A 25206-nucleotide genomic window follows, 5' to 3' on the forward strand; every position below is an offset into this window, starting at 1 on the left:
TTTTATTTTACATTTTGCTGTTGACAAATGCAGGCAGATGTGCTACAATAAAAGTGTCGAAAGACCGCATATATCACAGTTTGTCTGCTGTGTTCGGACATAAGTCACAGGTATTTTGGGTATCTTGGCTTCCAGCCGACGAAATAGACTTTTCAGCCCTGTTGATTTCAGCAGGGCTTTTTATTTTGCATTTTTGCTATTGACAAATGCTTGCGGATATGGTATGATATAGGTGGCTTAGAAATAAGCGTGGCGCACCCCGTTCGACGCATTATAAATGTACGGCATATCGTAAATTGCCGTTTGTCTGCGGTATCGGACATAAGTAGGTATTTTCTGCAGAGGTAGCAGCTGCTTCCACCGACAAAATAGACATTTCAGCCCTGTTGTTTTTCAGCAGGGCTTTTTTATGTGTTGATATTTAAAAACTGTCATATTGCACATAAAAAGCGAGCAAATATTGTATAAGATTTTATGTATAAAAGTGAGAAAAACCTATGGTAATTTGGCTTTAAATCTGTTATAATATATATGTAACCGTGGGCGACGGGATAATTGTGTCCGCACGCTTCGGAATTCAAAAAATTTTTGGAGGTAAAAAACCAATGGCAAAGAAGTATTGTTATCTTTTCTCTGAGGGTAATGCCAACATGAGAGAGCTTCTCGGCGGTAAGGGTGCTAACCTTGCTGAGATGACAAATATCGGTCTCCCTGTTCCTCAGGGCTTTACGATCACAACGGAAGCTTGTACTCAGTATTATGAGGACAACCGTGAGATCAATCCTGAGATCATGGCAGAGATCAACGAGTACATTGTAAAGATGGAAGAGATCACAGGCAAGAAGTTCGGTGACAAGGAGAACCCACTCCTCGTTTCTGTACGTTCAGGTGCTAGAGCATCAATGCCTGGTATGATGGATACAATCCTTAACCTCGGTCTTAACGAAGAAGTTGTTGAGACTATCGCTGCTCAGTCTAATAACCCAAGATGGGCTTGGGACTGCTACAGAAGATTCATTCAGATGTATTCTGACGTAGTTATGGAAGTTGGTAAGAAGTATTTTGAAGAGCTTATCGACGAGATGAAGGCTAAGAAGGGCGTTAAGCAGGACGTTGAGCTGAACGCTGAGGATCTTAAGGAGCTTGCTAACCAGTTCAAGGCTGAGTACAAGTCTAAGATCGGTTCTGACTTCCCAACTGATCCTAAGGAGCAGCTCATGGGCGCTATCAAGGCTGTATTCCGTTCATGGGATAACCCAAGAGCTAACGTATACAGAAGAGATAACGATATCCCTTATTCATGGGGTACAGCAGTAAACGTTCAGTCCATGGCATTCGGTAACATGGGTGACGACTGCGGTACAGGTGTTGCATTCACAAGAGACCCAGCTACAGGTGCTAAGGGTCTGTTCGGTGAGTTCCTTACAAACGCACAGGGCGAGGACGTTGTTGCTGGTGTTCGTACACCAATGCACATCTCTGAAATGGAGCAGAAGTTCCCAGAGGCATTCGCTGAGTTCAACAAGGTTTGCAAGACACTTGAAGATCACTACAGAGATATGCAGGATATGGAGTTCACTGTTGAGCACGGTAAGCTTTATATGCTTCAGACAAGAAATGGTAAGAGAACTGCACAGGCTGCTCTTAAGATCGCTTGTGACCTCGTTGATGAGGGCATGAGAACTGAGGAAGAGGCTGTTGCAATGATCGACCCAAGAAACCTCGATACACTTCTTCACCCACAGTTCGATGTAAAGGCACTCAAGGCTGCTACTCCTATGGGCAAGGGTCTTGGCGCTTCTCCAGGAGCTGCTTGTGGTAAGATCGTATTCACAGCTGATGATGCTGAGGCTTGGAACGAGAGAGGCGAGAAGGTCGTTCTCGTAAGACTTGAGACATCACCTGAGGACATCACAGGTATGAAGGCTTCACAGGGTATCCTTACAGTTAGAGGCGGTATGACATCACACGCTGCCGTTGTTGCTCGTGGTATGGGTACATGCTGCGTATCTGGCTGCTCAGATATCGTTATGGACGAGGCTAACAAGAAGTTCACACTCGCAGGCAAGGAGTTCCACGAGGGTGACTATATTTCAATCGACGGTTCAACAGGTAACATCTATGATGGTATCATTCCAACTGTTGACGCTACAATCGCTGGCGAGTTCGGCAGGATCATGGGCTGGGCTGACAAGTTCAGAACAATGAAGGTTAGAACAAACGCAGATACTCCTGCTGACGCTAAGAAGGCAAGAGAGCTGGGTGCTGAGGGTATCGGTCTTTGCCGTACAGAGCATATGTTCTTTGATCCTGAGAGGATCGCTGCATTCAGAGAGATGATCTGCTCAGACACAGTTGAAGAGAGAGAAGCTGCTCTTGCTAAGATCGAGCCAATGCAGCAGGCTGACTTCGAGGCTCTTTATGAGGCACTTGAGGGTAACCCTGTTACTATCAGATTCCTTGACCCACCACTTCACGAGTTCGTACCAACAGAAGAGGCTGATATCGAGGCTCTTGCTAAGGCACAGAACAAGCCTGTTGAGACTATCAAGGCTATCATCGCTTCACTCCACGAGTTCAACCCAATGATGGGTCACCGTGGCTGCCGTCTTGCAGTAACATATCCTGAGATCGCTAAGATGCAGACAAAGGCTGTTATCAAGGCTGCAATCAACGTTAAGAAGAATCACCCAGACTGGACAGTTAAGCCTGAGATCATGATCCCACTGGTAAATGATATCAAGGAGCTTAAGTATGTTAAGAAGTTCGTTGTTGAGACTGCTGACGCTGAGATCAAGGCTGCTGGTTCTGACCTTGAGTACGAGGTTGGTACAATGATCGAGATCCCAAGAGCTGCTCTTACAGCTGACGAGATCGCTAAGGAAGCTGACTTCTTCTGCTTCGGTACAAACGACCTTACACAGATGACATTCGGTTTCTCAAGAGATGACGCTGGTAAGTTCCTCAATGCTTACTATGATGCAAAGATCTACGAGAACGATCCATTTGCTAAGCTCGACCAGAACGGTGTAGGCAAGCTTATGGAAATGGCTCTTGAACTTGGTAAGCCAGTTAATCCAAAGCTCCACTGCGGTATCTGCGGTGAGCACGGCGGCGACCCAACATCTGTTGAGTTCTGCAACAAGATCGGTCTTGACTATGTATCTTGCTCACCATTCAGAGTTCCAATTGCTAGACTTGCTGCTGCTCAGGCTGCTATTGCACAGAAATAAGCGAAATTTACAACTGCCCTTATATGAGTACACCTTTGGCTTTGAGGAAGCTCAGCACTACCGAAAAGCACAGGGATCATATCTCAGACGAAACCAATGGGAAGATTTGACCATTAAGGTTTGGGTGAATGTATAAATATGCTGATAAAACCTCCGTAGTTTAACTGCGGAGGTTTTGTGTTATAGTGTGTGAAGGTCAGGCAAAGATAGTCAAGTGAAGTCTTTTTATATTAAAGATGATCTGCTTGTGTTATGCCATTAACGCAGAAAAATAAAAATGAACCGAATAGGAGCTATTACAAAGCTGTTGTATGTCATCATAACCATACAACAGCTTTTATCATTTGATCGGAAACTCCAATTTCAGAATAAACTCTGGGAACTGTTTTGGAATTTTCATTTCACCACCAAGATTTTCGACAGTCCTGCGAATGTTGTATAACCCAAAGCCGTGATTATTTTTGTTAAGCTTAGAAGTCTCTGTGGAATTTTTGTTATCCAAAGTTGGATTTGATATTTTAATCCTGTATAATAAAACTTGACACATACAAAACAATCAAAGTATAATAAAAACAAAGGAGTGTGTCATCAATGGGAACAGGAAAACAATATGATGAAGAGTTTAAAAAGCAGGCAATAAAGCTCGCAAGCTTCAGGCAGCGAACAAACGGATAAAAGAACTTGAAAAGAAAAACCGAGAGCTTGAAGAGCTTAATGAATTTCTGGAGGAAGCATCTGCTTTTTTTCACCGCGAACCGTCGGAAGTCAGGAAAGAAGAACGGTTAAAGTTCATTTCCAAAAAGACTGATGACTGTAGGATCACAGGAAGTATCAGTTTTTACTGCAAGGCTTTGGAGGTTACAAGACAAGCATTTTATGATCATCTCAGCCATAAAAACGCCCCCTGGAAGTATCAGGCACTTGCAGATGAAATGATGAAGATCCACGAAGAAGACCAATATAATGACTGCTACGGCAGGGAGCGTATGTATCTTGCATTGCAGCAGAGAAAGGCTGCCGGGAAAACTGACATTGACATTCCCTGTGAAGCTACTGTACGCAAGGTCATGGCGCAGATAGGATTGATACACAAGCCTCGCAGAAAGCCAAACGGGATAACCAAAGCTGATCGGCTTGCTCAAAAATCGGATGATCTTCTCAGACGTGATTTTTACGCAGACAGGCCTTTGAAAAAAGCTGTGACCGACATGAGCGAGGTGAAGGCAAAGGATGGAAAGCTCTATGTTTCAGCGATATTTGACTGCTTTGATCTGATGCCGCTGGGGATAGCTATTGAAGATAATATGAGAGCTTCGCTCTGCTGCCATACTCTTGAAAACGCAAACAAATCATATCCTGATATAAAAGGCTGTATCATACATTCGGACAGGGGCAGTCAGTATACAAGCGAAGAGTACCGAGCTGCTGTAAAGAAATATGGGATCATTCAAAGCATGAACAGCACTGGCGGAAGATGTCATGATAATGCACGCTGTGAAAGTATGTGGGCAAGAATGAAAGAAGAGCTGTTCTACAGCCACGAAGACAAGCCGGAGAACTACACTATGAAAGATTTGAAGACTATGATCTGGAGATATTATATGAGTTACTGGGCCAACAGAAGAATCTGCACCGCCAACGGCGGGCTGCCTCCGGCAGACCGAAGAAAGCTCTACTATGATCATATCTTTCTCACTGTATAATTCTTGTTCGAATAAAATGTGTCAAGTGATATTGACAAAACCAGATAGAACTTGTCAGACAATTTCAACGCAGTAAACCGTATCATGACAAGTACAAGACCCTTTCAGCATGGAAACAAAAAGATTATGCAAAGAAAAACGCTCCTGTACTGGAGAAGTACAAGAGCGTTGGAAGTCAGTTAAAATTATTGTATCCGGACGGCAGATTTTCGTCAGAAATGGTGCTTGACCGTCAAAGGCAGGCGTTGTATGAGGAACGTGAAAAACTCTATGAAGAATATCGCTACCTCAAAAAAGAGTATGCTGATTTGGACAAGGCAAGTCAAACGATTGGCGATTATCTTGAAAGTTTGCGTAATGAGCCTGAATGTAAAATGAAAAAGGGAGAGTTAGAATAACGATACAAACTGGAATTTATTTGTTTTTTATAATTCTATTTCTTATTCTCCCAACAACCATCCATATACTATATGGTGTTAGCAATATAAGGGCAAATTGAGATATAAAACCTATAGTATGAATCATTGGAAGGTATATTAACGTTAAAGGGAGTATTGAAAATAGAACAGTTAAAATGGTATGGAACTTGTGCTTATTAAAATAAAAGGCCCTGCGCAAAAATTGACATTATTATTCCAGTTAAAAACATAATTCCAAAAATAACAATGATTATAAATATTACTTTTCCCATTTTTTATTCAGTTCCTAACAAATTTCTGTTTAACGATTTCTTTTTCCTGTATTTTCTGTCCCACGGATTTCCTCATGATAGAAATAATCCACGATCACCGGATGCCCCTGCGGGACTCTGCCATAAGGCATTTCATTATCCACAAAGGGACAATCATACTTCTTAGCCATTTCCTCAGCTTTTACTTCAAGTGCTTCAAAGTAGCTGCGGTTATGCTTGTTATAGATCTCATCGTAAAGCGGTACAAGATCAGGATGTTTTCCGGCGATATAATCCATAATCGTCTTCTTGAAACCGCCTCGAAGATTGAGATTTTCGAGCCAGAACAGATCGCACTGATCCTTTACCCGCTCAAAGATCGCTTCAAAGTCCGTGATACCGGGAAATACCGGGGATACGAAACAGACTGTACGGATACCTGCATCATATACCTGCTTCATAGCAGCGATGCGCCGCTCAATGCTCGAAGCAGAGTCCATATCGTTCTTGAAATTTTCATCCAGTGTGTTGATCGACCATGAAACGGTTACTCGTCCAAGGTCCTTCAGCAGATCAATATCCCGTACCACAAGATCAGACTTTGTGCAGATCAAAATATCTGCGTCACTGCCGATCAGCTGCTCCAGAAGTTTTCTGGTATTCCTGAATTGCTCCTCCTGTGGATTGTAGCCATCTGTCACAGAACCGATAACCACACGCTGTCCGGCATATTTCTTCGGATTTTTAATTTCCGGCCAATGCTTCACATCAAGGAAAGTGCCCCATTCCTCCGTGTGTCCGGTAAAGCGCTTCATAAAAGAAGCATAGCAATACTTGCAGGCATGTGTACAGCCTACATAAGGATTGACCGAGTAACCGCCTACCGGCAGACTGGACTTGGTCATGATGTTCTTTGTTTCCACCTCACGAATGAGGATTCCATCGATTACTTCTGCCATGATCTCTGCACCTCCAACACTTTGTTGAATTCCTCCGGCATTTCCTGAATCATATTTTCATTCCCTATGATAGGGACAAGGTCTTCCTTCATAAACACCGGAATGCCGAGTGCGTGTGCCTGATCCGTCAGAGACCATGCCCATTCCGGCTCCGTATGAATCTTCCTGCTCTGAGCTCCAGTCATGGTGCCGACAACGATCCAATTGATTCCGGAAAGGTCAACTGTGCCGGGATCGTCGAATAACGGCTCAAAGGTAACATGGTAATGTTTTGCTCTGACGTTTTTCCGAAGGGCGTCGATACGCCAAAGTTCGGCTTTCCTCGTCACCGTAACGCCAAACCATGCGTTTTCCAGATCGGTATCAAAATCCAGCAGATCAGGTCGTTTGGTCAGAAACAGAAACTGATGCTGTGGATTTTCACGGATCTTTGCAAATACCTCGTCTCTCCATTCCGGCTTCCATCCGGAGAGATCGCTCATGCCGGTAAGAAGAAAGTTTTGCGGACGTTTCTTTTCCATCCTCTTGAGCTTGCCCGGAAAGAACTCAGGATCAGCGAAGTCATCAATCATATGCCAGCGTTTCACGTTGTTGCGGGCATAGCAATATGCACACCCCACTGTGCAGCCAATGACGATATTCATGTTCTGAATCTGATCTTTGATACAAATACTCATGACTTCTGCCACTCCTCAAGATTCTTTCTGATGCGGTCGAGGCATTCCTCAAACCGAGTTATTTCTTCCTCTGAAAAACCTTTGTAGTAAACACTGCCCATCTCATCAGATACAGAATCGTACTCGCCCTTTAAGGCATGTGCTTTCTCAGTCAGAAACAGAAGTGTTTTCCTTTTGTCCGTTTCAGACTGAACACGGCTTATCAGCCCTTGATTTTCCATTCTTTCCAGCATCGTAGTAAGAGATGTTATCGCTAATCCGCATTTAGTCGAGAGTGACCTGATAGAGATACCATCCTCCTGCCACAGCACATAAAGAATGCGCCCCTGGGCTCCATTAAACGCATCAATATTCTTTTCACTGAGAATCTTCTCGAAAATCCGGTCGCCAAGTTGTTTTATTTTGGTGACAAGAAATCCTCCATTCATTTCCATGCAAAAGCTCCTATATAGTAGTTTATTAGATTATACTATATAGAAGCTTTGTTGTCAAGAGCTTTTTCAAAAAATATTCTGTACAAATTTCGATTTGTCAATCTGTTTCACTTTCCGCTTCCGGCTTATAGTTCTTTTCAATATATTCCTCTACAGCCTTGATAAACATCTGGTTCATGCTCATGCCCATTTCAGAAGCAATAGCTTTCAGTTTTTCACGCTGTCCCTTTGGAACACGAATCTTGATGTCATCAAGGTGTGTTTTCACATACTTTGCCGTAATCGCTTTTCGTTTTTCATTATAGTACATAGAAATCAATCCTTTCATATTGTACCCAATATTAAAACATGAAAGGAGTTTTTCAAAATGATTCAAAAAAATAATTCCCATTGCAGCAAGTATTACGTTGATAGGCTCAGCAAGTCTGACAGCCTATGCCGATATGGTTTTGTCAATATCACTTGACACATTTTATACGAACAAGAATTATGCAGCGAGAAAGATATGATCATAGTAGAGCTTTCTTCGGGCTGCCTCCAGCAGCCCACCGTTGGCGGTGCAGATTCTTCTGTTGGCCCAGCAATTCATATAATATCTCCAGATCATAGTCTTCAACTCTTTCATAGTGTAGTTCTCCGGCTTGTCTTCGCGGCTGTAGAACAACTCTCCTTTCATTCTTGCCCACATACTTTCACAGCGTGCATTATCATGACATCTTCCGCCGGCACTGTTCATGCTTTGAATGATCCCATATTTCTTTACAGCAGCATCCCGGCATCCTTTCTCTGCTGCAATGCAAGATACATACGCTCTCTGCCATAGCAGTCATTATATTGGTCTTCTTCGTGGATCTTCATCATTTCATCTGCAAGCACCTGATACTTCCAGGGGGCGTTTTTATGGCTGAGATGATCGTAAAATGCTTGTCTTGTAACCTCCAAAGCCTTGCAGTAAAAACTGATCCTTCCTGTGATCCTACCGTCATCAGTCTTTTTGAAAATGAACTTAAACCGTTCTTCTTTCCTGACTTCCGACGGTTCGCAGCGAAAAAAGCAGATGTTTCCTCCAGAAATTCATTCAGTTCTTCAAGCTCTCGGTTTTTCTTTTCAAGTTCTTTTATCCGTTTGTTCGCTGCCTGAAGCTTGCGAGCTTTATTGCCTGCTTTTTAAACTCTTCATCATATTGTTTTCCTGTTTCCATTGATGACACACTCCTTTGTTTTTAGTATTCTTTGATTGTTTTGTATGTGTCAAGTTTTATTATACAGGATTACAATATTCAAAAAACAACAACTGTTGAAAGCATTATGAATAAAGACATTCTTTGTTCTGATGTTGTGGGTTTGATCGGTGAGCCTTTTGAGATCGAAACAACTTCAAAGTTCGATAAGGCTACGCTTACATATGTGATCGATAAGTCTAAGCTTGGTGATACTGAGTTTGACAACCTACTGTTTTTATGGTATGATGAAGAAAATGACAATTTTGTTGAGCTGGATACCACACTTGACGGGGAAAATTCAACTGTAAGTGTGGAGACTACACACTTCAGTAAGTATATGATCGTTGACGGAAAAGAATGGTATAGAGCATGGCAAGATATTTACACTAAAATAAACGAATCAAAAGGCCAGCATATTCCAAATGCAACTGTATTAATATCAAAAAGTTCAAATATATATAATGTTAATAACGCAAATCGAAATGAACTTATAGTTAGTAATATTGTAGACTCAATGTCGGATTCAGATATTATGAGCTTTTTGACCTACCAGAATGCTGGTGGAATGAACACCGATTTTACGAGTGTCAAAAGTGCGTTGAAATGGGATCCGATTTATTACAGCAGAACTGCTAATGCTAGTTATGGAATTGGTTTAGCAGCAGTTATACTCAATGATGAGGCTATGGGGTATAACTCTAAAATTATTTTTATTACTGACAGCAGTGTATCAGTTGACAGTAGATTTCTTAAGCTTGCAATTAATAACAAGATACCTATTTACTTTTTCTGTATTGGTGATTTTAATACAGCTGCATTGATAGGTTATGCACAGCTGACAGGCGGCAAGGTATACTCTGCTAAGACCGCTGCTGAAATAAATCAAAGCTGCAATGAAATAGGTCCTAAGACCTTTGTTGGAGAAACAGACACTGATGGTGACGGTTTTACAGATATTGAAGAAATGAGTGGCCTTATTGTAAGCTCAAATTGCAAAATTGTTAATACCGATTATATGAAAGCTGACACGGATGATGACGGCCTTGATGACAATGAAGAAGTCGATGTTGAGCTTACCAAAGTTGAAATTCCGGGCAAACAAGGAAATCCATCTATAGTTAAGTATTATCATCATATGTGGTCGGATCCGACAGAAAAATATTGTTGGGGAAGCGATAGCGATGCATCTAAGCACACATTACGATTATATGAAGACGGAGAATATAAATGCAGTAGATGCATTTTTCATAAAAAGTCACCGAGTTTACAGGACAAAGAAATCCTATCAGATGAAGACTATTTGACGGTAGAGTCGCTGCTAAAGACTATAAATTACTATGAAAGCAAACGAAATGCACCAGTTAATTCCTGGAACAGAACACATTCCGAAATGAAATTTATAGCTAAAATAGATGAAATTAGGAGAAAAGAGCCTTATCGAAACAAATATGATTTAATGGATAATTGTGGTTACTGCTATTCGGAAATTTTGAATTCACAACAGTATAAAGAATTGATGTCGCAATCACCAAGCATTTGTGAAGTGGTGTATAATACAGTTGACGATGATGATTTAAAAGGAAGAAAGTTTTGGGAACAAAAAGGATTACCTCAGATAATATTAGAAGAAATAACCACCAGCGTGTATGATGATCTTTCAACCATTACAACACTATTCAATCTAGGAGTATGTAATAATTCAAACGAAGTACAGCAGGAAGTTGCATTAGGTATAACAAAAGAACTTTTAACTTTTGCAATTGGAGAAATTACAGGAAGTGAAAAAATTAGATTTATTACTTCTGTATTATTTGAAAGCGTAAAAGAGTATAGTAGTAATAATACAAAAGTTGAACTTGGAGATGTATTTATTCATGTTACTATTACATCTTCAACTTCAAATATGTGTTATGAAAAAATGATTTTTTGGTATAAAGGAGATCAATTAATTAATATGCGCTATGCATATTAACTAATGTGGGGGTGTTGATATGTTTGCACCAAGATGTCCATGGTGTGGAGAAATAATTCCAATAAACTTTAAAAGAAGAGAACTTCGTTTTATGACGGATTTTTGTTCAAAGTGCGGACACGAGATCAAACTAAAAAAAGACAGCAGGCAATTCTGGTTAAATGCCTTATGCAATGCATCTTTGGTCGCACTGCCAGCTATTAAATATGAAAATACAGTTTCTTCACATATAGGTATCCGTACTATAAGAAGTTTCGACCACCCATATGTTAAAGTCAGCAAGCATTATGTTCCCGAAAAAAGAGCAAAATATAAAATAGTATGGGATCAGAAGAATGTCAAACACCCTAATTTTTGGATCATAGAAGATACTGTCATAATACTGTGTTTTGTAGATAAAAATGATATCGCAATTTCGCCGATGATAGCCGCAGCTTTATACACTATCGAAAAGGTCGATAAATGCACCTCGAAAGGGATACTTTCTTTTGTAAAGTATGGACTGCTTGACAAGGACTATGCTGCGGGGACAAATTTTCTTGTATACTGTGAAAATAAAGTTGTCGGCAGAGGTGTTCTTGAAGATGATATACATTATCCGTCATTTTGAAATCACAGTAAATATATAACATAAATAGTGCATAGGAGAAATGAATATGAGAGTATACTGTCGATGTGGAAATATGCTTACAAATCAGCTTGACCCTAACGATACGGAATATTATGTTTATTCAGACAGAGAATGGTGTGAGATACAGAAAAACGAATACATACACGTTTTGGACATTCCCTATCCTCGCTATAATGTTTGGCATTGCGAAAAATGTGGCAGAATAACTTTGTTTGATGATTCTTACAATTTAGTAAAAGTATATAAGCCGGAAGAATAGTCGTTTAAGATCATAACACAAACTTTGCCCTCGGAGAACAACATTGAAACAGCTTTTAAATTTCGAGATACAAATTTACGATATCATAAAAACGTCCTGCACAAACAGCACGAACACACCCTCGTCTGCCTGCGATGACCTTTACAAGACCAGGTTTATTTTTGCTGACGGCGAGACGATATTTTCCCCTGCACATTTTTGTCAAAAACTTAAAAGCCGTGGTTTGCAGGGCGTTTCGATAGCCCGAAACGGCGATCAACTTGCCTTGCCCGAAAGCGCATTTGAGTTTGATAAGATTTGCTTTCTTGAAACAAAATTCAAAAGCAAACAGAGCATTTGGACGATCAAAAGAGTTTGGCAAGACACCCATTGGTATGTAACATACCGTGAGATAAGCGGAGTGAAAAAAGCGCTTTTTTACAAAGTCTGCCCAAGCAGTCCCGATATCAAACAATGTATATCCGATCTGAAAAATGCGATACAAAAAGCACAAAAGCTTTGCGATACTATCGGCTATCACGGCTTTGAAGAAGATTTCCAAGAAGCCCACCGTCTTTTGAATGATACCGACCGCCTTGACAATGTGCTGAACGGCGCTTTGTCCGCCTGCGTTTTCGCAGGAATGGGAAGCTGGAACGACGAAGTTGCGGCGATATGCGAGGATAAAAATATCCCCCAGCACCAATACACCGAGGTCACAAACGCCCTGTTTTCGGCAATTTTGAATGTTATATGCGGAATTTGCAGTTCCTAAAAATATATAATTTATAGGAGAACTAAATATGAGATTTGTATGTCGATGTGGGAATATGCTCACAAAATGACGTTTTGATTATGGCATATAATTTTGGAATAATGGATTTACAAATTCATACCTTTTCAGGGGTAATGAATACTAACGGAAGAATAGATTTGTTTAATGAAAAATGCAATATGAATAGTTCAACTGATATAGGTAGTGTTAATGAGATCACTAACACATCAGATGAATTATTTAGAGTAGGATATATACTAAAGTGATTACGGGTGGTTTTGATGAAAATAAAACTCAAATATATTATGATTTCAATTTTGGTAGTCATAATAATATTGGTTGTTATTGTTTACAGATGCTATTTTTATTATCCCGATATACAAATTAAGGTATCCGGTTTGTATAATGAACACTCAAAGGTCGTATGTTTAAACAATAATTATTATAAAATTCAAGATGGAAATATATATAATTTAGATAATCAAAAAAAGCATATATCAGACAAGCGATAAATATGCATTTGTAAAATCATTCGGCGATTTACTCTGGGTAATTGATAACAGTACCAAAGACAATCTTAAAGTTATAAATTCATCAGGCAAAGTAGTAAAAAGTTATTCAATACCTGATTATACAAAGGATTTTTTTATCAATGACAATGTACTTTTCCTTGTGTCATCTGACGGAATTAAAATATATCAATTATATAACGGAGGTCATACAGAACAAATTTCGGTAGACTATTTTTTGTATTTGAATCAGAAAATTCGTATTTTAAGCTGTATAAATATAGCTGTGAATATGGGGAGTGTTTATATTTTGATATGGATTCAGATAACTATAATGATTCCTATTTTGCTGTCGATTCAAATAGGCAAAATATGATCAGTTCTAATGGAAGAGTCAATTTATTGCTTTATCAACAGGATCGAATAATTTACACCGAATCGTCATTCCGATTTAGAACATTGTATGAATATTCATTTGTCAATTGTCAAGAACATTGCTATAATAATCTTGATATTCGTGATTATGCTCAAGGATTTTTTGAAAATATGCCCTATGTATCCAATGACAAATATATCATATCTGTTGCTCAACGAACTACATCACGTTCAATCACAAGAGACGGAGGACCTACGGCAACTTCCTGCGAAATGTCAAAGCATGAAAACGATTGTTTATACATTATAAATACCGACGACTGCACAAAATCCTTTCGGCACTGCACACGGACTTTTGAGCGGATACTATATGTAGATGATGAAAAGGCGATTACCTATTATAACGGAGAGTATTTAATATATTCGTTTGATAAATGGGAGATCACAGCCGAGCAGCCTGCAGATGAAATAAAAAGCAGCGGTTCATACACATTTGAATCCTGCGGAGATTATATCTTTGTTTTTGATGATAATTATGATAAACTATTGAATACTATCAGCATAATGTAAGTTATTTTAATTGACCGTTGTACAGACTAAAAATCTGTGCAACGGCCTTTTCTCAAATATGTAATTGAAAAAATGCAAATAGTATCTTATTTGATGATTGCATTACGGCTAAAAATTGCATACTCGTTGCAAAGTCTACACGCTATGTGCGTAAACGAAGTACGGAAGATCAATGGAATTATCGATTGCGAGGATGCTGTGCAGTATCAAAGAGATTAAATCAGAGGTGCCAAGAAAACGGTATGTGATTTTTATTGATACTGCTACAAGTAAAGAGAAAAATTTGGTTGCAGTTGGTGATTACATTGCGGCTGAAAAAATAGTAAAATTGTAGTACGGAGGTAACTTATTGAAGATCGAATTTGAGTATGAGGTAAGGCTGATGATCGAAATTCTCTTTGAAAAGGACTTGATAAATCAGCCTACATACCTTAACATCATCAGAAATTATAGTAATCAAAAGCAGAAGAAAAGTGCATGACTTTGAAAGGACAGGTGACTGAATGTACACAACATTAAAGCAGGAAAGGAACAGACAGCGAACGGTTGTGTTTTACGGACGAGTATCAACGGAGCACGAGGCTCAGATCTCCGCTCTGGATAATCAGCTTCAATGGTATGACAATCAAGCAAAACAGCATAATAACTGGAACGTTATCGACAAATACATTGACGAAGGAATTACGGGAACGCAGACTAAGAAAATACCATCGTTCCTGCAAATGATCGAGGACGCACGGCAAGGAAAATTCGATCTTATAGTTACAAGAGAGGTATGTCGATTCGCACGAAATACGGTTGACACGCTGACGTTTACTCGTGAGCTAAAGAACTTGGGTATTGAGGTTTACTTTGTTGAGGACGACATCTGGACAATGGACGGTGACGGAGAACTCAGACTTACGCTTATGGCTACTCTTGCACAGGACGAGAGCAGAAAAATTTCTGAGCGAGTTCATGCGGGACAATATATCAGCCGCGAGAACGGTGTGCTATACGGGAACGGAAATATTCTTGGGTACGACCGAGTCGGCTCAACCTATGTGATCAATCCGTAGCAGGCGGAAACGGTGATGATAATATATGATTACTTTCTGCTGACAACGGTCACATCAACGATGAAATTATTAGCAAATTGGTATCGAGAATTACGCCGGTTGACAATACAAATTTTGAATGGATAATCAATCTCGGCGAGGAGAAAAGTGAAAAAATACGTTGTACGCTCACAGGCAGAAAAAACTCTGCTGAGTTTACGATTGGTGACGGCGAAAGCTGTCACTTTACATACTGGTTGATAAATTTACTTGGTTTAAACGGTGAAATTGTCATAAAATCTCGTGCAGGTGAGCTGCTGCTCAGGCTGCTATTGCACAGAAGAAGTAATTCTTGCAAAGTTTAGGATATCTGAATAGATAACATAAATTTCACCCCGTGTCTTATGATACGGGGTGTTTTTGTGTGCGAATAAAAAATAATAGAGGTCTGACGTTTGAGCCAGACCTCTATTTTGCTATGGATAATCACTTTTTCTTTATTTTTTTGTAGTCACGCTCTTTGAAACCGACCATGCACCGTAATATTTTGTGCCGTTCACTGTCGTGTAGGAACGGACACGAACGTAATATTTCTCGTTGCCGCTAAGTTTGGAGATTGTGGTCTTGTCGGTCTTGTTGTTTGTTATGGTGACTTTCTTTGCGTTTGTAAACTTGGAGTTAGTTGCATACTGTATCTCATAGCCCGTTGCAGAGCCTTTCTGCGCCCAATCCACGAAAAATGCTTTGGATTTAGACGTAAGCTTCTGTATCTCCTGCTTGGCAGGGTTTATGGTAAAGGTCTTCTTGATAATGCCACCATATTTGCCTTTGCCTGTTATCTTGACAATTGCCTTGCCGATTTTTTTGTTGTTTGAGTAGGAAGTTGTGTAATCAGTTCCGTTTTTCAGGGCAGTGCCGTTGTATTTCACAGTAATGTTCTGCGTTATAGCCTTGCCTGTGTATGCCTTGGTGGAAATGCCAGAAACGGAAGCTTTTGTGATATCATATTTTGCGGTCTTTATGCTTTTTATGTCAGACCATGGACCATAATAGGTCTTGCTTCCAACGTTTGTGTAGGAACGCACACGAACGTAGTAGGTCTTATCGGCTGTCAGACCACTTATTGTCAGGTTATCTGGCTTGTTGGCAGTGAGGTGTTTGGAAGCCGCACCGCTCATGTTTGCACTGGTGGAATACTGAATGTCATAGCCCGTTGCAGAGCCTTTCTGCGCCCAATCCACAAAGAAGCCTTTGTATCTTGTTTCAAGCTTTTGTATGGTCTGCTTGGCAGGGATAATGTCAAAGCCTGCGGAATAACTGCCGTAGTAGTTGCCCATGCCTGAGATAGCGATGTTAGCGTGACCGATTTTAACATTGTTCGTGACCATCACACGATAGTCGATGTTTTGACGGAGAACTTTGCTTCCGTCCTTAACAGTGACTGTCGGAATAATTGCACTGCCTGTGTACTGTGCAGTGCTTGCATAGGAATAGCCTGATGTTGGAAGCTTTTTTGTGGTGACCTTTACAGTGCACACGGCAGACCTTCCGTTAGGCAGGGAGGCTGTTATCTTTGCTGTGCCTTTGCCCGTGGCGGTCACAACACCGTCTTTTACTGTGGCAACGGCTGTGTTGGAGCTTTTCCATGTTACTGTCTGAGGGGTGCCTGAGGTCACGCTGGCTTTTAGGGTAATGCTGTCGCCGTATGTGACTTCTTTTGACGTGGAGTCAAGAGTTATCTGTGTATTGTCACTGCTGATAGGATAGCTTTTCAGGTCGGGCAGACTTGAAAGTGTCACAGCATAGTCGCTGTTATAGACCTTTTGCCACATACTTTTCTCGGTATATTTCTCAGAGCTTGATATGCAAAACTCACCGCTCCATGTGCCGAAATATGACCATGCGGTGTTTGCATCAAAGGCTTTGTCAAGGTCGAAAAGACAGCCGTTTTCTGTAAGGGCAACTATTTTTCCGTTTGGTGAATAGTCTGTGGCTTCAAGATATTTTGAGCTTTGGGCTGAATAATCTCTTGTGCCTGGGTAGATATCCTCTCCGATTATGTCAACATATTCGTCGCCAGGATACCAATTTGCCGCCTGACCATTCCATACCCATATGATATTGTCAAGCTTGTATTCATTCGTGAGCTTGTCATATATTGCCTGCCAAAGCTTTTTGTAGGCTTCCGAGCCGTCTGCACCCCACCAGAACCAACCGCCGCTTGCCTCGTGGAGCGGTCTGAACAGTACCGGAACGTCTGCGTCAGAAAGACGTTTGAGCTGTTTGGCGATCTCGTCAACGTCGCTCATAAGAGTGTTGTAGCCCTTAGGGTCTGAGCCGTTCATTATTTTGGTAAGCGAGAACTTTGAGCGGTCAACGTTTTTGGTGTAAAAACCACCCCACCAACGTGGATTTCCGCCGTCTGTACCTGAGAGAAGATATTTGTCAGGGACGTTCCAATGCCAGCAGAATGTTACTATTCCTCCTGCCCGTGAAAACTCGATAGCCTTTTCGACAGCGTCGGAGGTGTCACCGTTCTGGACACGGCATGGAGTATAGCGCATAAAGTCAAGACCCAACATAGCAGGGGTCTGACCTGTGGCGGACTTTATAGCTTTGAACTCAGTGCCGTTAAGACCACCGTCACAATACTGTCCTGTTATGACCTTTTTGCCGTAAACGTCCTTCATATAGCTGTAAAGGCGCTGTGTGCTTTGTGAAGCGTATGGGTCAACGAGATTTTCAGCGGCGGTGTAGGCATTTGAAGAGCTCATTTTTTCAATGGTTATGTAGTCGAGAGTAAAATATCCCCACGACATTGTTATTTTGACAGTGTTCTGCCCCTTTTTGAGATAAATACCATTCACTGTGGACGCTTTATAGGCAGAGCCGTTTGCACTGCTGAAAGTACCTGCATTTGAGCCGTTTACAGAAAGGTTGTTTATCTTATTCGATCCTTCTCCGCGGCTGTAAAGCTTTATTTTGTAGTATCCGCTTTCGCTGACTGTAACAGTCTGTGACCATGTGCAGCTTGAGTCTGAAAAACTAACTGACCTAGAGCCTGATGCGGAGCTGTCTGTTTGGATATAGGCAGAACCGCCCAAAGTGCCGTTTTCGGCTTCGTATTTAAGCGTCTGCTGTGCAAAAACAGAAAGCTGAGCCGAGCCTGTGGTGAGCATTGCCACACTTAAAAATGCGGCTGCGACCTTTTTGATATTGAACTTCATAGATGTTTTTTCCTTGTTATATTATTTACTGATAAAGCTAAGAGCTTAAAAGCATACATTTATTTTAGCATAATTTTTGTGAATTGTAAACAATATATCAAGGCTAATTATAAGATGATTTGTAAACTTTAATTTTGCTTATTTCATCAGCCAAATTTCGCAGACGTATTCGGAAGTGGATGAATAATCACCGTTAGGTTTTAGCTGACTACGACACATATCATATATTGCGCAGCCGAAATATTTGTAATCCAGTCTTTGTGAATAAACTGTAAGTGTGCCTTCTTCATCAGTGAAAAGCTCGTTTGAAAAATTCACTTTTTTGGCATACTCAAATACTTCATCATAGTTTTTACAGCAGTTCATTACATAGCTTATCCTTATAAATTCACTGTCTGAGGGAAGTCCAACGTCGCTGAGGTTGCTTTTTAGCTTATCCAATGTTATTTCATAGCAAGTATCGATCTCGCCCTCACTTTGCACATGAGTCAATGTTTCAAGACTCATTGACAGCAGATCGTCAAGCTGTCCGCAGACCCTCAGTGGTGCATAGCCTCTGCCTTCACGTTTTTTATTTATTTTGTCTGCAAATATTCTGCTTAGCTCATTTGCTCCGTCCTCAGAAAAATATGACGGCTCAGGCTCGGCTGGAGCTGTGTTATCCTTCTGCTGAACGTTATTTTCATCAGGCTGATTTTCGCCATTATTTTCTTCGGGCTGAGTTTCTTCAGGCAGGGTTGTTGTGGTGGTAGTAGTTCCAGCCGTGCCTGTGGAAGCCTGCCTAATACCGCCTGAAATTTTGTCTATCTCATCTGCCGTTGGTGCATGTGCGGTGGTGGTAGTAGGTACAGTTGTTGTGGCGGCAGTCGTTGTCTGCGGTATGGTCGTTACAGTGTCAGAAGTTGTCACAGCTTTTGCAGGCTCAGGTGTTTTAGTTTCTACGGCATTGTTTTTCTTGCTGACAACGGCAAACACTGACGATGCGGCTATGATAGCGACTGCAACACAAACCATTGGTATGGTTCTTTTGCGTGACGTGTTTACCTTTATAAGTAATTCTTTACGCTCGTTGACGATGGACATACAGGCAAAGCAGAAAGTAGAATCATCGTGAAGCTCGCTGCCACAGTGAGGACAAGTTCTCATTTTTTACGCTCCCTTGATTTGGTTATTTTAATTCTATCACATTTTTTGTAAATTGTAAATATGTTTGAGACGTTTTGCATGATTTTTAAGAATGCTCACTGTCTATGCAGGCTTTTATTTGACATTTCGTCATTCATGTGATATAATCATACTGTGAGCGAGCTATGCGATAGCGTAAACGTTCTAGGTTTATGAGGAAAGTCCGAGCATCATAGAGCAGGATAGCTGATAACGTCAGCCGAGGGTGACCTTAGAGCCAGTGCAACAGAAATATACCGCCAACTTTTGTTGGTAAGGGTGGAAAGGTGGGGTAAAAGCCCACCAGAATGGCGGAGACGTCATTGCTATGTAAACCTTATCCGATGCAACACCAATGGTAGCTTGCAAGTCAATGGCTGCTCGTCAGACTTGGGGCTATAGGTGGCTAGAGCTGTGCGGCAACGTACAGTCCAGATAGATTATCGCACTCGACAAAACTCGGCTTATCGGTTCGGTCACATTTGCTCCGTCAGTTAAACTTTTTTTAAGCTTAACTACGGGGCTTGTTTTTTAATAATATATAAATTTGGTAATTTGTTTTGTGCATTATAAATAAATTTCTATAATTCCCCTTGTGATTTTACGGAAAATATGTTATAATGACGCTAGACGTATTTATATAAGCAGAGGAGGGCTGTTTGTATGGAAATACCAGCTAAGACCTATAACGAAAAGTTCGAGAGCTTTTTGAAAATACTTGAAAGCGATGACAGATTTGATAATGTGTGCAAGAATTTTCTCGAAAGTATTTGCTCTGCACTTTATGTCAATGCGGCTACGGTAACAGTTTCAGGCTATGAAAACTCAGAACCTTTGAGTTATGAATTGATCGCTGATACACATAAATATACTGTATTTGCTTTTGATAAAGAATTTAATAGAAATAGATACAATGCAATGAAAAAAGCACTTATGCAAACTGGTATCCACGTTGCGGATAAGGCTCATCCGAATGGAGATGCGGAGGAAATATCCCTGCGTGGTGTGGTGTATCCTTGTTCACTCACTTGTGCTGTCAAGGATACCAATAAGTATGTTGCATATTTCAATCTTTTGTCCTCTGATCCTGAGAGAGTATGGTCCCCTGAGGAGATACAGCTAGCCTCACGTCTGACATACATACTTTCTGGTATGCTCCATACTAGGAGAGCGGCTGAACATGCTGAAAGCACTACTCGCACGCTTACTGATGTTATGGATAATATGAATTCCTATGTGCTTGCAGTGGCACAGGACAGTGGTGAGATAGTTTTTGCCAGCAAGAGCTTTGAACAGTATTTTGGAAAACTGGTCGGCAAAAAGGAAAGTGACGTTTTCAGCAAGACTTGGTGTGAACTTCCTGCTCATAAGGAAGGAATGCTTTTTGGAGGAGATTATTATTCCGAGATCATGAACAAATGGTTCAATGTGTCGGAAAAACTCATAAAATGGCATGACGGCAGAACTATCAGACTTTGTACACTTAATGATATCTCAGAAAAGATAAATTATGAGAGGGTCATCGAAAAGCAGGTCTTTTACGATAATCTCACAGGTCTTCCTAACAGATTAAGTCTTGATAAGAGTATACAGGGCATTATTGAAAGCGATGAGAACAGCACTGTTATGCTCATTGACCTTGATAATTTCAAAAACATAAATGACAGCTATGGCCACAATAATGGTGACCGACTTCTTAAAGAGATAGGTAAATTCTTTGAGGATTTTGCCCAGAAGAATAAAAAGCTGAGCGTTTTTAGATTTGGCAGCGATGAGTTCGTTGTGCTTCTGAGAGATCAGGATCAGACCGAGATCGACGAGATATGCAAGATCATACATGATAAGTTCAACACAGAGTGGCAGATTGCTAACAGCACTTGCTATTGCACTTGTTCAATGGGCGTTGCGAAGTTCCCGAAGCTTGACGATACTGTAAACACAGTTCTTAAAAGGATCGACCTTGCCATTTCATATGCGAAAAAGCAGGGCAAGAATTGTACTATAAATTATAACGAAACTATCGGCAGGATACTTTCAAGGCAGATCGAACTTGAAAGGCTCATGCACAAGGATATCACAAATGGCTTTGCACATTTCACGGCGTATTATCAGCCTATATTCAGCAGCTCCGAAAAGAAGCTTGTGGGCTGTGAAGCGCTTATGAGGTGGAATCCACCTGAGTTCGGTCAGGTTTCCCCTGCCGAATTTATCCCTATGGCGGAAAGGCTTGGCTATATCAATCTCTTGGGCGAGAACATAATAAGGATCGCAGGCAGACAGTGCAAAAAGTGGGCTGACGCAGGGCTTGATTTGAGAATGAACATCAATCTGTCTGTAGGTCAGATAATTGAGCCTGATTTCCTTGACAAGATAGACACACTTTTTGACGAAACAGGCGCACCCCCTGATAAGATATGTTTTGAGGTCACAGAAAGTCTTGCTATCCATGATATGGAAAAAATGAAGGAGCTTTTGAAGCATATAACAGACAAGGGCGTGAAGATAGCACTGGACGATTTCGGAACGGGATATTCTTCGCTTAACTGCATAAAGGAAATGCCGCTGAATACCATTAAAATAGACAAGTCGTTTATTGATGATATCGCAAAAAATCCTGACACTGCGGTGTTTGTTAAAATGATAGTTAATCTTTCTCACGACCTGCATATAGCAGTTTGCGCAGAGGGCGTTGAGGAACAGGTGCAGTTCGATATCCTGAGAGACCTGGAAACTGACGTTATACAAGGCTATTATTTCGGCAGACCTATGCCGTCAGACAAGTTTGAGGAGAAGTTCCTTAGCGAGAAACTCCAGTCAGTAAAATAAGTCGCCAAAAAAAGAAAGTTCGACCGTCGGGCGTAATACTCGGCGGTCTTATAAATATGTAAAAATCAAAAATAAAGGGGAAAGCTTATGAGTGATGAGAAAAAAGACGTAAACAGCCAGCAGGAGAATGTGGGCAAAAAGGGCATAAACAAAAAGCTTATTATCGCTTTTGCAGGCATGGGCGCTGTTATAGTGGGGCTTGTTATTGCATTGATATTGGTGGCAACATCAGGCAAAAAAGACGTGGACAGCTCGGCTTCAAAGGCGGAGAGCAGTTCTGCGGTGGCTTCAGAAACCGATGACACCAGTGAGGAGGACTCTGTGGCTGATGAAAGCGAGGACGAGCCTGATGCTGATGAGGAGGAAAGCAAAGACGATAAAAAGGAAAAGGGCTTTATCATTTCCTATTCAGGGGACAACAGTTGGCAGGACGGCGACAAGGTCATGACGGGCATGGAGATAGGCATTGAGAACAACTCCGATGAAGCCCTCAAGGAGTGGACGCTGGAGCTTGAAATAGACCAGCTCAAAAGCTGTGACGGCTGGAACGGCAACTTTAAGGTCAAGGGCAACAAACTCACGGTCACGAATGTTGATTACAATGGCGAGATCGCAAAGGGCGGTTCGACCTCTATTGGCTGTAATATTGGAACTGGAACAAAGCTCAATGTTAAGTCTGCAAAGCTAAACGGTGTGGAGTGTACTGTTAAAAAGGGCAAGGTATCACAGAATAATAACAATAACAACAATAATCAGAATAATGACAAAAAGGTCACGGAAAAGGACGTTAAAAAGCTTCTAAAGCGTACCTCAAAGGCTAAACAGGGTGATGATTGGCTTCACACAGACGGAAGCAAGATACTTGACAAGGACGGCAAAGAGGTTTGGCTCACGGGCGTGAACTGGTTTGGCTACAACACAGGCACTAACACATTTGACGGACTTTGGAACAGCGAGCTTGTGACATCGGTGGAGGCTATTGCAGACCACGGTTTCAATCTTATAAGAGTGCCTATGTCAGCGGAGCTTATCAACCAGTGGTCGGAGGGCGAATATCCAAAGGCGAACTACAATAACGCATACAATGAAGAGCTGAACTCGATGAACAGCCTTGAGATATTTGATTATTTTCTCAAGCTTGCGGAGGAAAACGGTCTTAAAGTAATGCCTGATATCCATTCAGCGGAAACCAATGCCAGCGGTCATACTGTAAATCTGTGGTATACTGACAAGGTCACTGTAAAGAACTATTACCATGCTTTGGAGTGGCTTGCCGACAGATATAAGGACAATGACACTATCGTTGCATTTGACCTGAAAAACGAGCCTCACGGCAAGCCTAACGAGGGTGACGCTGCGGCAATATGGAATGATTCAAAGGACGCAAACAACTGGAAGTATGTGGCTGAAACGGCAGCGAGCAAGGTGCTTGCGAAAAATCCTAATGTGCTTATAATGGTCGAGGGTATCGAAATATACCCTAAGAACATCAAGAAAAATGGGGATTATTCCTCCACCAACAGTGATGATTACTATTTCAACTGGTGGGGCGGAAATCTCAGGGGCGTAAAGGACTATCCTATCGACCTTGGCAAATATCAGGATAAGCTTGTTTACTCGCCGCACGACTATGGTCCGACGGTTTATCAGCAGCCTTGGTTCGAGGGGGACTACACATACAAGAGCCTTATGAAAGATTGCTGGAAAGACAACTGGTTCTACATTCAGGAGCAGGATATCGCACCGCTTCTTATAGGCGAGTGGGGTGGCTTTATGACAGAGCCTAACCTAACTTGGATGACCTACATGAGAAAGCTAATAAAGGACAATCATGTAAATCACACTTTCTGGTGCTTCAATGCAAACTCAGGTGACACGGGCGGACTTGTAAAGGACGATTTTGTTACATGGGACGAGGAAAAGTATGATTTTGTCAAGGAAGTTCTTTGGCAGGAGGGAGGCAAGTTCGTTGGACTTGACCACGCTATACCGCTTGGAGATAATGGTATAACTTTGAAAAAGGCAAAGGGTCTTTGATATCACATATAAAAATAGCGGACGAAGTTTTCGGGCTTCGTCCGCTTTTGTATTGTATTTTTATCGCTGGTCGCCCATAAAGAACAGAGCGAGAGTTCCAGGCCCTGAGTGTGAGCCTATAACAGCACCTGTGTAGCAGATATGCACAGTGGTCTTCTTGCCAAGCTTTTTTCGCATAAGGTCGGCTGCATATTCAGCGTCTGAAAGGCAGTCGCCATGGCAGACGGCTACTGTGGAATTATCCCAATTTCCCATGCGTTCGCACATCATATCCACAAGCTTTTCAATGGATTGCTTTCTGCCTCGTATCTTTCCAACTGGGATAAGATGTCCCTCGTTGTCAACGTGGAGAAGCGGTTTAATGCCAAGAATAGAGCCTGCTATGGCGGCGGTCTTTGATACTCTGCCACCTCGGTGGAGATATTTCAGGTCATCAACTGTGAAAACATGGCATAGGTGAAGCCTGTTGTCAGTGATCCACTGGGCAAGCTCGTCAATGGAAAGACCCTGCTTTTTCTTTTCGTCAGCCTTTATGAGCAAAAGACCTTCGCCTGTTGAAGCACAGAGGGAGTCTATGCAGATTATCTTGCCTTCTGGGTATTTTTCCATTACGCTATCTCTTGCAATGCAGGAAGTGTTGAAGCTGCCGCTAAGACCTGACGAAAATCCAAGATAAAGCACGTCATAGCCTGCGGCAAGTTCCTTTTCAAAAGCCTGTTCATAGTCGGAGATACCTATTTGCGATGTTTTCGTTACTGCTCCGTTTCGCATTTGGGAATAAAATTCAGGCAGCGTCATGTCATTCTTGCTCTTTACAACACCGTTTACTTCAAAAGATAATTCCAGAAGCGTCACGTCCATATTTTTTAATATATCCTCCGACAGATCGCAGGTGGAGTCGGAATATAGCTTGTATTTTCTGTCAGACATTTTTATCCTCCTTTTGC

22 protein-coding genes, 1 other RNA gene and 1 pseudogene are annotated in these 25206 nt (G+C 41.4%); 15 read left to right on the plus strand and 9 right to left on the minus strand.

The window, feature by feature from the left end; translation table 11 throughout:
* Positions 1 to 605: 605 nt before the first annotated feature.
* Complete coding sequence (gene ppdK / locus RBI_RS02350) at positions 606 to 3233, plus strand: pyruvate, phosphate dikinase (RefSeq protein WP_038670729.1); 2628 nt, start codon at positions 606 to 608, stop codon at positions 3231 to 3233.
* A 340-nt stretch (positions 3234 to 3573) separates the two neighbouring features.
* Here the strand turns inward: ppdK and RBI_RS15500 are convergent, their stop codons facing one another.
* Positions 3574 to 3780: a GHKL domain-containing protein gene (locus RBI_RS15500; protein WP_081855916.1), complete on the minus strand. Its 207-nt coding sequence runs from the start codon at positions 3778 to 3780 to the stop codon at positions 3574 to 3576.
* A 124-nt stretch (positions 3781 to 3904) separates the two neighbouring features.
* On the opposite strand from RBI_RS15500, the gene RBI_RS02355 reads away from it, so the two are divergent.
* Positions 3905 to 4936 carry an IS3 family transposase gene (locus tag RBI_RS02355; RefSeq protein ID WP_148303542.1) on the plus strand — a complete coding sequence of 344 codons (1032 nt, stop codon included), beginning with the start codon at positions 3905 to 3907 and terminating at the stop codon, positions 4934 to 4936.
* Positions 4937 to 5154: 218 nt separating this feature from the next.
* Entirely contained in the window at positions 5155 to 5334 is a 180-nt protein-coding gene (locus RBI_RS02360; protein ID WP_148303543.1) for a hypothetical protein, read from the plus strand.
* A 322-nt stretch (positions 5335 to 5656) separates the two neighbouring features.
* On the opposite strand, the gene RBI_RS02365 is transcribed toward RBI_RS02360, so the two are convergent.
* From RBI_RS02365 to RBI_RS15505, 5 genes are all read right to left on the minus strand, one after another.
* Positions 5657 to 6565, minus strand: coding sequence for a radical SAM mobile pair protein B (locus RBI_RS02365; RefSeq protein ID WP_038670735.1), 909 nt, complete (start codon positions 6563 to 6565; stop codon positions 5657 to 5659).
* Positions 6553 to 7242 carry a radical SAM mobile pair protein A gene (locus RBI_RS02370; protein WP_038670737.1) on the minus strand — a complete coding sequence of 230 codons (690 nt, stop codon included), beginning with the start codon at positions 7240 to 7242 and terminating at the stop codon, positions 6553 to 6555. Before RBI_RS02370 ends, RBI_RS02365 begins: the two co-directional genes overlap by 13 nt.
* On the minus strand, positions 7239 to 7676 hold the full coding sequence (locus RBI_RS02375) for a radical SAM mobile pair system MarR family transcriptional regulator (RefSeq protein WP_038670739.1): 438 nt from the start codon (positions 7674 to 7676) through the stop codon (positions 7239 to 7241). Before RBI_RS02375 ends, RBI_RS02370 begins: the two co-directional genes overlap by 4 nt.
* Positions 7677 to 7773: 97 nt before the next feature.
* Positions 7774 to 7986 carry an Arc family DNA-binding protein gene (locus RBI_RS02380; protein ID WP_038670741.1) on the minus strand — a complete coding sequence of 71 codons (213 nt, stop codon included), beginning with the start codon at positions 7984 to 7986 and terminating at the stop codon, positions 7774 to 7776.
* Between the two features lie 177 nt (positions 7987 to 8163).
* A complete protein-coding gene (locus RBI_RS15505) occupies positions 8164 to 8412 on the minus strand; it encodes a hypothetical protein (RefSeq protein ID WP_051706328.1) in 249 nt (82 codons plus the stop codon).
* A gap of 164 nt (positions 8413 to 8576) precedes the next feature.
* Here RBI_RS15505 and RBI_RS14730 point away from each other — a divergent pair, with 164 nt between their 5' ends.
* The 9 genes and pseudogenes from RBI_RS14730 to RBI_RS02425 all read left to right on the plus strand — a co-directional run.
* On the plus strand, positions 8577 to 8816 hold the full coding sequence (locus RBI_RS14730) for a hypothetical protein (RefSeq protein ID WP_148303545.1): 240 nt from the start codon (positions 8577 to 8579) through the stop codon (positions 8814 to 8816).
* Between the two features lie 167 nt (positions 8817 to 8983).
* The gene (locus tag RBI_RS02395) at positions 8984 to 10870 is read left to right on the plus strand and encodes a hypothetical protein (RefSeq protein ID WP_038670743.1); all 1887 of its coding nucleotides are present in this window, start codon (positions 8984 to 8986) and stop codon (positions 10868 to 10870) included.
* Positions 10871 to 10961: 91 nt separating this feature from the next.
* On the plus strand, positions 10962 to 11480 hold the full coding sequence (locus RBI_RS02400) for a hypothetical protein (protein ID WP_038670745.1): 519 nt from the start codon (positions 10962 to 10964) through the stop codon (positions 11478 to 11480).
* Between the two features lie 46 nt (positions 11481 to 11526).
* Positions 11527 to 11760, plus strand: coding sequence for a hypothetical protein (locus RBI_RS02405; protein WP_038670746.1), 234 nt, complete (start codon positions 11527 to 11529; stop codon positions 11758 to 11760).
* 43 nt (positions 11761 to 11803) lie between these two features.
* Positions 11804 to 12514 (plus strand): hypothetical protein, encoded by a 711-nt coding sequence (locus tag RBI_RS02410; protein WP_038670748.1) that lies wholly within the window; start codon positions 11804 to 11806, stop codon positions 12512 to 12514.
* An 80-nt stretch (positions 12515 to 12594) separates the two neighbouring features.
* Positions 12595 to 12780 carry a hypothetical protein gene (locus RBI_RS02415; RefSeq protein ID WP_148303548.1) on the plus strand — a complete coding sequence of 62 codons (186 nt, stop codon included), beginning with the start codon at positions 12595 to 12597 and terminating at the stop codon, positions 12778 to 12780.
* A 789-nt stretch (positions 12781 to 13569) separates the two neighbouring features.
* Entirely contained in the window at positions 13570 to 13968 is a 399-nt protein-coding gene (locus RBI_RS02420) for a hypothetical protein (RefSeq protein WP_038670752.1), read from the plus strand.
* 349 nt (positions 13969 to 14317) lie between these two features.
* On the plus strand, positions 14318 to 14449 hold the full coding sequence (locus tag RBI_RS15365) for a hypothetical protein (protein ID WP_256322020.1): 132 nt from the start codon (positions 14318 to 14320) through the stop codon (positions 14447 to 14449).
* A gap of 22 nt (positions 14450 to 14471) precedes the next feature.
* Positions 14472 to 15023 (plus strand): annotated as a pseudogene (locus RBI_RS02425) (recombinase family protein); the annotation flags it as partial.
* A 479-nt stretch (positions 15024 to 15502) separates the two neighbouring features.
* Here the strand turns inward: RBI_RS02425 and RBI_RS14435 are convergent.
* Together RBI_RS14435 and RBI_RS02440 are read right to left on the minus strand one after the other, a co-directional pair.
* Positions 15503 to 18232, minus strand: coding sequence for a glycosyl hydrolase (locus tag RBI_RS14435; RefSeq protein WP_081855917.1), 2730 nt, complete (start codon positions 18230 to 18232; stop codon positions 15503 to 15505).
* Positions 18233 to 18370: 138 nt separating this feature from the next.
* Positions 18371 to 19378, minus strand: a complete 1008-nt coding sequence (locus tag RBI_RS02440; RefSeq protein ID WP_038670758.1) for a zinc ribbon domain-containing protein — start codon at positions 19376 to 19378, stop codon at positions 18371 to 18373.
* A gap of 154 nt (positions 19379 to 19532) precedes the next feature.
* On the opposite strand from RBI_RS02440, the gene rnpB reads away from it, so the two are divergent.
* The 3 genes from rnpB to RBI_RS02450 all read left to right on the plus strand — a co-directional run bounded on the left by rnpB (position 19533) and on the right by RBI_RS02450 (position 24259).
* An RNA gene (gene rnpB / locus RBI_RS14255) (RNase P RNA component class A) lies at positions 19533 to 19879 on the plus strand.
* A gap of 180 nt (positions 19880 to 20059) precedes the next feature.
* On the plus strand, positions 20060 to 22222 hold the full coding sequence (locus RBI_RS02445; RefSeq protein WP_051706333.1) for a putative bifunctional diguanylate cyclase/phosphodiesterase: 2163 nt from the start codon (positions 20060 to 20062) through the stop codon (positions 22220 to 22222).
* 87 nt (positions 22223 to 22309) lie between these two features.
* The gene (locus RBI_RS02450; protein ID WP_051706335.1) at positions 22310 to 24259 is read left to right on the plus strand and encodes a cellulase family glycosylhydrolase; all 1950 of its coding nucleotides are present in this window, start codon (positions 22310 to 22312) and stop codon (positions 24257 to 24259) included.
* A 60-nt stretch (positions 24260 to 24319) separates the two neighbouring features.
* Here RBI_RS02450 and RBI_RS02455 read toward each other — a convergent pair whose 3' ends face one another.
* Positions 24320 to 25189 (minus strand): DegV family protein, encoded by an 870-nt coding sequence (locus RBI_RS02455; RefSeq protein ID WP_038670760.1) that lies wholly within the window; start codon positions 25187 to 25189, stop codon positions 24320 to 24322.
* Positions 25190 to 25206 lie beyond the last annotated feature (17 nt).

This window comes from Ruminococcus bicirculans (ex Wegman et al. 2014), from assembly GCF_000723465.1.
GTDB classification, from domain to species: Bacteria; Bacillota; Clostridia; order Oscillospirales; family Ruminococcaceae; genus Hominimerdicola; species Hominimerdicola aceti.

What these genes read in the sequence shown, in the direction of transcription:
- ppdK (WP_038670729.1), top strand. Translation starts at nt 606, where the DNA reads ATGGCAAAGAAGTATTGTTATCTTTTCTCTGAGGGTAATGCCAACATG.
- RBI_RS15500 (WP_081855916.1), bottom strand. Translation starts at nt 3,780, where the DNA reads ATGTGTCAAGTTTTATTATACAGGATTAAAATATCAAATCCAACTTTG.
- RBI_RS02360 (WP_148303543.1), top strand. Translation starts at nt 5,155, where the DNA reads ATGGTGCTTGACCGTCAAAGGCAGGCGTTGTATGAGGAACGTGAAAAA.
- RBI_RS02365 (WP_038670735.1), bottom strand. Translation starts at nt 6,565, where the DNA reads ATGGCAGAAGTAATCGATGGAATCCTCATTCGTGAGGTGGAAACAAAG.
- RBI_RS02370 (WP_038670737.1), bottom strand. Translation starts at nt 7,242, where the DNA reads ATGAGTATTTGTATCAAAGATCAGATTCAGAACATGAATATCGTCATT.
- RBI_RS02375 (WP_038670739.1), bottom strand. Translation starts at nt 7,676, where the DNA reads ATGGAAATGAATGGAGGATTTCTTGTCACCAAAATAAAACAACTTGGC.
- RBI_RS02380 (WP_038670741.1), bottom strand. Translation starts at nt 7,986, where the DNA reads ATGTACTATAATGAAAAACGAAAAGCGATTACGGCAAAGTATGTGAAA.
- RBI_RS15505 (WP_051706328.1), bottom strand. Translation starts at nt 8,412, where the DNA reads ATGAACAGTGCCGGCGGAAGATGTCATGATAATGCACGCTGTGAAAGT.
- RBI_RS14730 (WP_148303545.1), top strand. Translation starts at nt 8,577, where the DNA reads ATGGCTGAGATGATCGTAAAATGCTTGTCTTGTAACCTCCAAAGCCTT.
- RBI_RS02395 (WP_038670743.1), top strand. Translation starts at nt 8,984, where the DNA reads ATGAATAAAGACATTCTTTGTTCTGATGTTGTGGGTTTGATCGGTGAG.
- RBI_RS02400 (WP_038670745.1), top strand. Translation starts at nt 10,962, where the DNA reads ATGACGGATTTTTGTTCAAAGTGCGGACACGAGATCAAACTAAAAAAA.
- RBI_RS02405 (WP_038670746.1), top strand. Translation starts at nt 11,527, where the DNA reads ATGAGAGTATACTGTCGATGTGGAAATATGCTTACAAATCAGCTTGAC.
- RBI_RS02415 (WP_148303548.1), top strand. Translation starts at nt 12,595, where the DNA reads ATGGCATATAATTTTGGAATAATGGATTTACAAATTCATACCTTTTCA.
- RBI_RS02420 (WP_038670752.1), top strand. Translation starts at nt 13,570, where the DNA reads ATGCCCTATGTATCCAATGACAAATATATCATATCTGTTGCTCAACGA.
- RBI_RS14435 (WP_081855917.1), bottom strand. Translation starts at nt 18,232, where the DNA reads ATGAAGTTCAATATCAAAAAGGTCGCAGCCGCATTTTTAAGTGTGGCA.
- RBI_RS02440 (WP_038670758.1), bottom strand. Translation starts at nt 19,378, where the DNA reads ATGAGAACTTGTCCTCACTGTGGCAGCGAGCTTCACGATGATTCTACT.
- RBI_RS02445 (WP_051706333.1), top strand. Translation starts at nt 20,060, where the DNA reads ATGGAAATACCAGCTAAGACCTATAACGAAAAGTTCGAGAGCTTTTTG.
- RBI_RS02450 (WP_051706335.1), top strand. Translation starts at nt 22,310, where the DNA reads ATGAGTGATGAGAAAAAAGACGTAAACAGCCAGCAGGAGAATGTGGGC.
- RBI_RS02455 (WP_038670760.1), bottom strand. Translation starts at nt 25,189, where the DNA reads ATGTCTGACAGAAAATACAAGCTATATTCCGACTCCACCTGCGATCTG.